Origin of the sequence: Streptomyces sp. NBC_01017 (genome assembly GCF_045162795.1) — a bacterium.
Lineage (GTDB): Bacteria > Actinomycetota > Actinomycetes > Streptomycetales > Streptomycetaceae > Streptomyces > Streptomyces machairae.
The window spans coordinates 5,531,179-5,540,411 of sequence record NZ_CP108683.1; the positions used below are offsets into that span (position 1 = coordinate 5,531,179).

The following is a 9,233-nucleotide window of genomic DNA, read 5'->3' on the forward strand; positions in this document are numbered from 1 at the left end:
ACCATGCTCGCCGTCCTGTTCGGCGCGTTCTGTGTTGCGTGCGCGCTGCTCGCGCTCGTCGGTCTGGCCCTGGTGGTCCCCCGCGACGTCCCCAAGATCAGCGGGACGTGCGCCTTCATCTGCACCCTCGCCGCGCTCGCCGTGGCCCTCGTCCGCTGAAGGACACCCCATGCCGTACATGACCATCAACCTCGGTGGCGTTGCCGTCGGCGTCGCCGTCATCCTGTGGTTCCTCGTCCGCTGGTGGTTCGCCGAACAGCACCGCTGGACAGCCCTTGTCCCCTTCGTCCTCGCCCTGCTGTACGGCATGGTCGCCGCCCTGGCCGCCTACGGCTCCGCCTCCGCGCTCGGCTGGGCGGTCTGGCTCAATCTCTGGGCCGCCAACGTCGGCGGCTACGCAGGGCTCGTCTGGGGCGTCGGCGGCACCGCGCCCGACGTCACACGCGCCGGCCAACTCGCCCTCACTCCCGGCGGGTACGTCATCGTCCTGCTGCTGACCGTGGTCCTGGTCGCCCTGTGCAAGTTCGCCAAGCGGATCCCCACCGGGAAGATCATCGCTGGGGCTTTCGCGGGAATCGCGGTCGCCCTGTCCGGGAACGTGGCAGGCGTCGCCGCCATCCCTCTCGGCTCGGCCGTCAACTTCCTCGGCAGCGGCTTCAACGGGGCGTTCGGATGAGCACCGCACAGCCTGAGCCGGAGGCGGAGCCGCAGGCCTCCGAGGTGGGGGACGAGCCTGGAGGGCTGAGCGAGCGCGCGGCCCGCCTGATCCTGCTCGCCGTGCTGCTGCTCGCGATGTGGGGCATCGTCGCGGCCCTCCCTGAGACCGCCTACGTCATCGTCGGCGTACTGGGGACAATCGGCGCCCAGCGAGTCCGCGCATGGCGCACTGCCCGCCGCGCGAAGCCTGCCGCAGAGGAGTCGGAGCGGGACGTCGTGGCCGCCCTGAACCGGCTCGTCGGCGACGACCGTGGGGTGCTGCTCACCCGGCTCCGCGATGACCTCGGCGCCGCCGACACGAAGACCGTGCGCACGCTCTTGGACACCGCCGGCATCCCGGTCCGGGCGGGTGTGCGCACGCGGGCGGGCAATGGGCCGGGCGTTCACACGGACGACATCCCCACCCCTCCCCCGACCCCTGTCGAGGGTTGTTGTTGCAGGTCAGACGCCAACGCCAACACCAACAGCGGCGCCGAGAGGGGCGCCGAAGAGGGGTTGCGTGTAGAGCGCATCGGCCAGTCCGGCTACATCCTCCGCAACCCGGCCGACACCGTCCGCCACCACACGGTGCGCGGCAAGTAGACCCCCGGGGCGGCCGTCCTTCCGCCAAGTCGTCCGGCCGCCCCGGTCCCCATCCCGATCGAGACAGGAGCACCCATCATGGGCTTCCGCCGAAGCGTCCCTCAAGCGGAACTGCGCGCCAGGCTGACCCCCGAGCAGCAGCGGCAGCACGCCACCACCTACCAGGGCGCCCGGGGCGGTCACTTCCCGCCCACGCAGGCGCAGCGCAAGAACGAGGAGATCGAGATCACCGTCGAGCGGACCGACCGGTAGGGTCCCCGGTCCCCGCCACCCCTGCCACCCCCTGAGAGAAGGAGAGCAACTGATGAGCGAGCGTGTGAAGGTCAAGGTCCTGCTGCTGTTCGGCGATGACGCCGAGATCGTGGCCGATGTGCCGGCGGATGAGCGCGGTGAGCCGGCCCGCTACCCGGCGGCGGACATCGCTGAGGCTGTCGGCGTGGCCCCGGAGGAGTTGCCTGGGCGGTCACTGACGGCCGTGGTTGGTCCGGATGATCGCCTGTCTGGGTGGCGTCTGGCCTAACGCCTGGTCACGGCCCCTCTCCACAGGCTGGATTGGGGCCTTTTCCTTCCCTAGAAGTGTTGTCTTTCAGTGCACCAATGTGCCACAATAGACACGTAAGCGGGAACGGGCCGCCAACCTGGACCCACCACCCACAGGTCGAAAGGACCGACATGGCCGACGAACACGACAAGCGCATCGAGCAGCTGGCGATGGATCTCGCCGTCAGCTACGCCGAGATCGCCACCGCCCTGCGCCACCTGCCCATCCCGATCAGGCTCCCCGAGGGCCTGGTCCAGCCGAAGGAAGCTGTCGAGGGCATGATCCGCGCGCTGGAGCTCATCGACTCCGAGCCGGTCCCCGAGGGCGTGCGGCTGGACTTCCAGGTGGCTTGCGCCTCCTGGCTCAGCACGGAGGACCTCTTCCGCCTTGAGATCGTCAAGCCGAGGCCGAGCCGGATCGCGGGAGCAGCGATCTGCCTCCTGACCGCCTCCGAGGCCATCATCCAGGCGATGGAGTGGCTGGTCGAGAACCAGGAGTAGCCCAACAGAACGCCCCCGGCAGCCAGCCGGGGGCGTCCCCATTGCAAGATCAGAAATGACGTGACCGGCAGGCCCGAGCCGAAGCCCAGACACCCCGAGGGGTGCTCGCCAAAACCTGCCGGTCCCACCCAGCCGAAAGGCCGGTAACACCATGGTAGAACCCCCCGTCGAGGGCGAGACCCTCCGCGAGATCGCCGCCCGCCACGGCCGCGCCTACAACACCCTCCGCAACCAGTGGTCCCGGCACCCCGACTGGCCGGACCCGCTCCCCGAGAAGCGCGGCCGCTCGTACGTCTACGACCCCGCCGCCGTGGACCGCGTCATCGCCCAGCACTTCACCCGCGACGCCGCCGAGCTGGAGCCCCGCCGCCTCTACACCGCCCGCGAGATCGAGGCACTGACGGGCGTCACGGCCGCGACGATCCGCGCCGACATCACCCGAGGCCGGTGGCCGGCCCCCGACGACACGGCCCAGCGCGCCCATCGTTGGTACGGCACGACCGTCACGGCGGCCCTGACGGCCCGTCGCGGCTACCGGCGCAGCACGGAAGGATGACCCTGTGACCGAGGAACTGGTGCAGTGGCTGGGCGAGCAGCTCGACGAGGACGAGCGGACCGCGCGGAGGGCAGGTGACAGCTTCCGGCAGATCGGTGAGACCGGCGTCATCGTCGCCGCCGAAGGCGACCGTGCTGAGGAGTGCGCCTCCGCCAACTGGGCCGGGGTCGCCGAGCACATCGTCCGGCATGATCCGGCGCGGGTGCTGCGTGAGATCGACGCCAAGCGGCAGATCCTCGCCTTGCACATCCCGTTCCGGGTTGACGGTGACCCCTGGCCGGGCTGTAGCACCTGCTCGTGGCGCAACGACATGGAGGATCTACAAGTCCAGTACCCATGCGCCACGCTGCGTCTGCTCGCCCTGCCGTACGCGGACCGGCCCGGCTACCGCGAGGAGTGGCGGCCATAGCGCCGTTGTCAGATCCTCGCCGTACAGTCACCGGGCCCCGCCGTGAAGTCGGCCGGCGGCGGCAGGCCCCACGCTGTTTGACACCACAGGGATGATGAGCCCATGAACGAGCGATTCTCGTACAGCGGCTCAGCCGTGATCGACGGCGTGCAGCTCCCGAACGTCCGACTCCAGGAGAACCCTCCGGAAGGCGGGCTACGGTCGTGGGAGGGCTCAGCGGTCTTCCACGTCAGCGAGGCGCCCGAGGGTTTCCCAGCGAATCTCGACCTCAACAGCCCTGTGCTGATCGAACTGGCCGATGGTCGAAGGGGCCAAGTGCTCGGGTTCGTCAACTTCGACGGGACCCGGTGGACCATCGACCTCCAGGGGACAGGTCCGGCGCCGAACTGATCGTCGCACGCTTCGTCACAGAACAGCCACATCGCCTTCACGCTGTCCTCTTGCAGCGCAAGATGTCCCCTCAGCAACCGCCCAGGGGGGACCATGCACATCCGTCACACCATCGTTGCCGTAGCCGCGCTCGCCTTCGCGCTCAACGGCTGCTCCAGCCCGACCGAGAGCAGCGACAAGGCAGCGAGGAAACCCGAAGCCAGCCCAAGCCCTGCTACCAGCAGCGCGTTTCTGCGCCCCACCTCGGCGCAGGAGAAGGTGCTGATCCGCGGGCTGACCGCCATCGACCCCGGTCTCACCGTGAAGGAGAGCCGCGCGATCAGCCGATCGGTCGGCGTCTGTGACGACATCCGCACGGGCAAGGACCACGCCACGGTCGTCCACAACGCTGCCTTCCGATACGACGGCGGTAATGCGAGTGTCGACGACACCAAGGCCGCGAAGATCGTCGAGGTCATCAAGACGAGTTTCTGCAAGGCCTGACCACGTGACGTAGTTGCATCCCGGGACCACATGATCCATCCTGGGGCCAAGTCCGGCGTGCCCGGACACATTCACAGACTCATAGATCGCGCCGACCGAGCGCACCACAAAGGCCCGCCACCGTGCGGGCCTTCGCCATGTCCAGGGGGGTGACCGCCATGGGCAAGGCCCGACCGGTCACCGACAACGACCGCCAGCGCGTCCGTGAACTCCACGCCGACGGCAAGGGCCGCAACGAGATCGCGAAGATCCTCGGGCGCTCCGGCCGCACCATCAGCGACATCGCGTCCAAGCTCGAACCGCCGATCACATTCGACCGGGCCGCCGAGGTGCGCACCGCCACCGAGGTCCGCCAGGCCGACCTCGCCGCCCGTCGCGCGGCCTTCGCCATCAAGCTCCAGGACATCGCCGAGCGCGAGGCAGCGAAGATCAATGAGCCGCACACGTACTGGGACTGGGGCGGCAAAGAGCACGACTTCGACACCCACACCGCGCCAGAGCCGACCCCCGGCGACAAGCGCGCGTACATGGGCCTGGTCGCCACCGCCGTGGACCGGTCGCTGAAGCTCTCCCCGCCGAAGGAAGAGGGCGGCACCGACAAGGTCGGATCGCTCCTCACGAGCCTCTTCGACCAGCTCCGAGAACGCCATGGAGACCACTAGCCTCCGGCTGTCCGACAAGCAGGAACGCTCGATCGCCCACTCCACCTCGTGGCTCAACGTGTGGGAAGGATCGGTCCGGTCGGGCAAGACCGTCGCCTCGCTGCTGCGCTGGCTGATGTACGTCGTGACAGCCCCTCACGGCGGGCAGCTGGTCGTCGTCGGCAAGACCTACGACACCGTCGCCCGCAACGTCTTCGGCCCGCTCCAGGACCCGAGCATCGTCGGCCCCGACATCGCCAAGCTGGTCAGCTACACCCGCGGCTCCAGCGTCGCCTGGATCCTCGGTCGGCAGATCGAAGTCATCACCGCCAACGACGCCAAGGCGGAGGCGCGCCTGCGCGGGCTCACGGGCGCGGGCGCGTACGTCGATGAGCTGACGCTGCTCCCCAAGGAGTTCTTCAAGCGGCTCGTCGACCGCATGTCGGTGCCCGGCGCGCTGATCTTCGCCACGACCAACCCGGACAATCCAGGACATTGGGCGCGCAAGGAGTGGCTGAACCGGGCCGACGAACTCGGCATCCGCACATGGCACTTCGTCATGGACGACAACCCGGCCCTGTCCGAGGACTACAAGGCCCGGATGAAGCGGAACTTCACCGGCCTGTGGTACCGCCGCTACATCCTGGGCCACTGGGTGCAGTCCGAGGGCGCGATCTACGAGCAGTTCGACGTCAAGAAGCACGTCGTGTCCACGCTGCCGCGCATCGACCGGTGGCTGTGCGACGCGATCGACTACGGCACCGTCAACCCGTACGCCGACCTCCTGATCGGCCTCGGCGCAGACCACAAGCTGTACGTCGTCTCCGAGTACCGGTACGACTCCCGCCGCGAGCGGAAGCAGATGACGGACGCCGAGTACTCGAGGGCCCGCCGGCAGTGGCTCGCGAAGGTGCCACAGCCCGGCACCAACGTGGTCGGCGTCACCCCGGAGTGGACCGTCGTCGACCCGTCCGCCTCGTCGTACATCGAGCAGCTGCACCGAGACCAGGTCCTCGGCGTCACCCAGGCCGACAACACCGTCCTGGACGGCATCCGCACCGTGTCCTCCCTGTTCTCGACCGAGGACCTGTTCATCCACGAATCCGCCGAGGGCCTGATCGACGAAATCCCGGGCTACAGCTGGGATGACGAGGCGGCAGAGCGTGGCGAGGACAAGCCGATCAAGGAGAACGACCACTCATGTGACGCGCTGCGCTACGGGGTGCGTACGACGGAAGCCCTGTGGCGGCCGTACCTGCCGACTCGTCTGGAGGTGGCCGCGTGACGAACAAGGCTCCCGAGCCCATCACCCCGGACGCCGCGATCCAGAACGCTGCCCGACTGCTGCACGCCGCCGAACTCGAGACCAACCTCGCCCTGATGGAGCGGCTCGACGAACTCGCCACGTCCTGGCTGGGGCTGGCGCACCTGCTGATGGAACGGGAGGGCGTCTGATGCCGCTGCCCACCGGCGGGACCGCTTGGCCGCCCCCGTACCTCGGGCCCGCCCTCGAGGCGATGCACACCTGGGACGCCTGGTGGTCCGGCGACCCCGACCGCCTGGAGCAGCTGTACGGCGGCAGCACCGGCGGCGGCCCCGACCCGAAGCGTCTCCAGTACTCCGGCGGAGTCGTCGGCCGCATCGCCCGCTGGTGGTGGGGCACACCCACCGCCCCCGGTGAGCGCCGTACGAAGATGCACGTGCCGATCGCCGGGGACCTGTGCGGCGGCTCCGCAGACCTGCTGTTCTCCGAGCCTCCGAAGTTCACCGTCGACGACGACACCACCCAGGCCCGGCTCGACGACCTCGCCGACGACGGCATGCTCGCCACCCTCCAGACCGCGGCCGAGGTCGGCGCCGCGCTCGGCGGGATCTACCTGCGGCCCGTCTACGACACCGACCTCTCCGACCGGCCATGGATCACCGCCGAGCACGCCGACCGGGCCATCCCCGAGTTCACCTGGGGACGGCTCTCCGCAGTCACCTTCTGGAAGGTTGTCCGCGAGGAAGACGGGCAGATCTGGCGGTGGCTCCAGCGGCACGAGCCTGGCGTCATCATGCACGGCCTGTACCAGGGCACGAAGGACAACCTCGGCCGGCCAGTGCCGTTGGAGGACAGCGAGGCCACGGCCGGGTTCGCCCCGCTGGTCAACGCCGAGGGTGCGATCCCGACCGGCTACGACGGCCTGGACGTGGTGGCCATCCCCAACCAGGTCTCCCGCCGGTGGCGGTGCAACCCGAAGCTGAAGGACTTCGGCCGCTCCGACCTGGACGGCGTCGAGCCGCTGATGGACGCCCTCGACGAGACGTACTCCAGCTGGATGCGGGACATCCGGATCGGCAAGGGACGTGTCATCACGCCGAACGCGTTCCTGCAAAGCAACGGGCCCGGGCGTGGAGCCTCCTGGAACCCCGACCAGGAGATCTACGCAGGGCTGGACATGCTGGCCCGCGGTGACGCCGGCCAGCAGCTGACGACCGTGCAGTTCGCGATCCGCGTCCAGGAACACCGGGACACCGCGGAGGACCTGGTGAACCAGATCCTCCGCAGCGCGGGCTACTCCGGCCAGACGTTCGGCATCGGCGGCGACGTCGCCGTGACCGCGACCGAGGTCACCGCCCGGGAGCGGCGGTCGATGACGACCCGCGGCAAGAAGGTGCTGCGCTGGAGGCCGGCGCTGGCGCAGCTCGTCGAGGCGCTGCTGGCCGTGGACCGTGAAGTGTTCGGCGGCAGCATCGTCCCGCAGCGGCCGACGGTGGAGTTCGAGGACTCCGTCCAGGAGGACCCGCTGTCACTGGCGAACACCGCCGATGTGCTGCGCCGGGCTCAGGCTGCTTCGACGGACACGCTGGTGCGGATGACCCACCCCGAGTGGGACGACACGCAGGTGAAGGCGGAGGTGGCGCGGATCCAGCAGGAGGCCGGTACTGCGGTGCCGGATCCGATGCAGACTGGCGCGCTCCCGTAGAAGGTGGTGGTCGGCTGTGCCCGTGTCACCGGCCATGGCTGAAGACCTCGCGGCCGCTGTCGCTGACCTGTACGAGAGCGCGGAGGGTGTGCTGATCGAGAAGATCCGGCGCGCCCTCGCCGAAGGCCTCGACAGCCCCGCCTGGGTGCAGCTGAAGCTGTCCGCTGTCGGCCACCTCCAGACGGCGATCGAGCAGATCATCGCCGCCCTTCAGCTCGATGCGACTGGCGCCATTCACCAAGCTGTTGCCGAGGCGTACGAGCGTGGCGCGCAGGCGGCCGTGGTGGAGCTCGGCGCGCTCGCCCCGGCTGTGGCGGCGATCCCGCCCGGCACGCAGGCCGTGGACCGGCTCGCGCAGGCCCTCATCGATGACACCGGCCCGGTGTACACGCGGATCCTGCGCCAGTCCCTGGACGTGTACCGGGACGTGATCGCCCGCGCGGGAGCGGCCCCGATCCTTGGGGCACAGTCCCGGCGGCAGGCCGCACAATCGGCGCTGGACCAGTTCGCGAAGCGCGGCATCACCGGCTTCGTTGACCGGTCCGGACGGGCCTGGGACATGAGGTCGTACGTCGAGATGGCGACCCGCTCGGTGGTCGGTCGTGCTGCAGTGGAGGCGCACACGGATCGGCTCGGCGCCGCCGGGGTGGATCTGGTGATCGTGTCGCAGGCGCCCGAGCAGTGCCCGTTGTGCCGGCCGTGGGAGCGGAAGGTCCTCGCTCGCACGGGCGCGCCCGGGAAGCGGAGCGTGCAGGTGGAGCACGCCACCGACGACGGCCGCATGGTCACGGTGCGGGTCGCCGGGACGCTGAACGAGGCGCGGTCGGCTGGCTTCCAGCATCCGAACTGCCGCCACACCGTGAGCGCCTACCTGCCCGGCGTGTCCCGGATCCCGGCGGTGCAGGCGTCGCGGGGTACATACGAGGACACGCAGCGGCAGCGGTACTACGAGCGGCAGATCCGCAAGTGGAAGCGGCTCGCGGACTCGGGGATGGACGAGGCCACGGTGAGGGCCAGGCAGGCGCGGGTGCGGGCCTATCAGGCGCGGGTGCGTGAACTGGTCGCGGAGACGGGCCTGCCGCGCAAGAGCCACCGCGAGCAGCTCACCACTGCACGCTAGAAGCCAGCAACCCGCCCTGGTCCCCGGTCAGACGCGCCGAGCGACGTACCGGTGACGCTGAACCACGCGGCAGGCCCATATACAGCGATCGGGAGAGCGTCCCTCGCCATGGTCTTCCCGGCTGCCTTCTCGAAGATCGACAGAGCCCCGCTGTCCTGCACCCGGTAGCGGTACTCCGTGCCCTCGCCGTCCGTGTAGCTGAACGGCTCCTGCTCGCCTATGAACTTGATCTCTACAGACATGCCGGAACGGTAGCTCACCGGTCTGACAGAGAACTGTCCGCTCAGACTTCCGCCCGCCAGGCGCGGGCCGGATCGCACAACCC

At 69.4% G+C, this 9,233-nt stretch carries 16 protein-coding genes; 15 read left to right on the forward strand and 1 reads right to left on the reverse strand.

The window, feature by feature from the left end; all coding sequences use genetic code 11:
* Positions 1-3 precede the first annotated feature (3 nt).
* The 15 genes from OG331_RS25295 to OG331_RS25365 all read left to right on the forward strand — a co-directional run bounded on the left by OG331_RS25295 (position 4) and on the right by OG331_RS25365 (position 8,908).
* The gene (locus OG331_RS25295; protein ID WP_406200092.1) at positions 4-159 is read left to right on the forward strand and encodes a hypothetical protein; all 156 of its coding nucleotides are present in this window, start codon (positions 4-6) and stop codon (positions 157-159) included.
* 10 nt (positions 160-169) lie between these two features.
* Positions 170-676, forward strand: a complete 507-nt coding sequence (locus OG331_RS25300; RefSeq protein WP_406200094.1) for a hypothetical protein — start codon at positions 170-172, stop codon at positions 674-676.
* Positions 673-1,299, forward strand: coding sequence for a hypothetical protein (locus OG331_RS25305; RefSeq protein ID WP_406200096.1), 627 nt, complete (start codon positions 673-675; stop codon positions 1,297-1,299). Before OG331_RS25300 ends, OG331_RS25305 begins: the two co-directional genes overlap by 4 nt.
* A 78-nt stretch (positions 1,300-1,377) precedes the next feature.
* Positions 1,378-1,551, forward strand: a complete 174-nt coding sequence (locus OG331_RS25310) for a hypothetical protein (RefSeq protein ID WP_406200098.1) — start codon at positions 1,378-1,380, stop codon at positions 1,549-1,551.
* Between the two features lie 52 nt (positions 1,552-1,603).
* Positions 1,604-1,819, forward strand: a complete 216-nt coding sequence (locus tag OG331_RS25315) for a hypothetical protein (protein WP_406200100.1) — start codon at positions 1,604-1,606, stop codon at positions 1,817-1,819.
* Between the two features lie 152 nt (positions 1,820-1,971).
* The gene (locus tag OG331_RS25320) at positions 1,972-2,340 is read left to right on the forward strand and encodes a hypothetical protein (protein WP_406200102.1); all 369 of its coding nucleotides are present in this window, start codon (positions 1,972-1,974) and stop codon (positions 2,338-2,340) included.
* Positions 2,341-2,491: 151 nt separating this feature from the next.
* Positions 2,492-2,896 carry a helix-turn-helix transcriptional regulator gene (locus OG331_RS25325; protein WP_406200104.1) on the forward strand — a complete coding sequence of 135 codons (405 nt, stop codon included), beginning with the start codon at positions 2,492-2,494 and terminating at the stop codon, positions 2,894-2,896.
* 4 nt (positions 2,897-2,900) lie between these two features.
* Entirely contained in the window at positions 2,901-3,305 is a 405-nt protein-coding gene (locus OG331_RS25330; protein ID WP_406200107.1) for a DUF6221 family protein, read from the forward strand.
* A gap of 102 nt (positions 3,306-3,407) precedes the next feature.
* Positions 3,408-3,695: a hypothetical protein gene (locus tag OG331_RS25335; protein WP_406200109.1), complete on the forward strand. Its 288-nt coding sequence runs from the start codon at positions 3,408-3,410 to the stop codon at positions 3,693-3,695.
* Between the two features lie 93 nt (positions 3,696-3,788).
* Positions 3,789-4,178, forward strand: coding sequence for a hypothetical protein (locus tag OG331_RS25340; RefSeq protein ID WP_406200111.1), 390 nt, complete (start codon positions 3,789-3,791; stop codon positions 4,176-4,178).
* A 158-nt stretch (positions 4,179-4,336) separates the two neighbouring features.
* Entirely contained in the window at positions 4,337-4,840 is a 504-nt protein-coding gene (locus OG331_RS25345) for a helix-turn-helix domain-containing protein (protein ID WP_406200114.1), read from the forward strand.
* A complete protein-coding gene (locus OG331_RS25350; protein WP_406200117.1) occupies positions 4,827-6,104 on the forward strand; it encodes a PBSX family phage terminase large subunit in 1,278 nt (425 codons plus the stop codon). Before OG331_RS25345 ends, OG331_RS25350 begins: the two co-directional genes overlap by 14 nt.
* Positions 6,101-6,274 carry a hypothetical protein gene (locus OG331_RS25355; protein ID WP_406200120.1) on the forward strand — a complete coding sequence of 58 codons (174 nt, stop codon included), beginning with the start codon at positions 6,101-6,103 and terminating at the stop codon, positions 6,272-6,274. Before OG331_RS25350 ends, OG331_RS25355 begins: the two co-directional genes overlap by 4 nt.
* Complete coding sequence (locus OG331_RS25360) at positions 6,274-7,788, forward strand: phage portal protein (protein WP_406200122.1); 1,515 nt, start codon at positions 6,274-6,276, stop codon at positions 7,786-7,788. Before OG331_RS25355 ends, OG331_RS25360 begins: the two co-directional genes overlap by 1 nt.
* Before the next feature lie 16 nt (positions 7,789-7,804).
* Positions 7,805-8,908: a phage minor capsid protein gene (locus tag OG331_RS25365; RefSeq protein WP_406200125.1), complete on the forward strand. Its 1,104-nt coding sequence runs from the start codon at positions 7,805-7,807 to the stop codon at positions 8,906-8,908.
* On the opposite strand, the gene OG331_RS25370 is transcribed toward OG331_RS25365, so the two are convergent.
* Positions 8,905-9,150: a hypothetical protein gene (locus OG331_RS25370; RefSeq protein WP_406200129.1), complete on the reverse strand. Its 246-nt coding sequence runs from the start codon at positions 9,148-9,150 to the stop codon at positions 8,905-8,907. The genes OG331_RS25365 and OG331_RS25370 overlap by 4 nt on opposite strands.
* Positions 9,151-9,233: the final 83 nt, after the last annotated feature.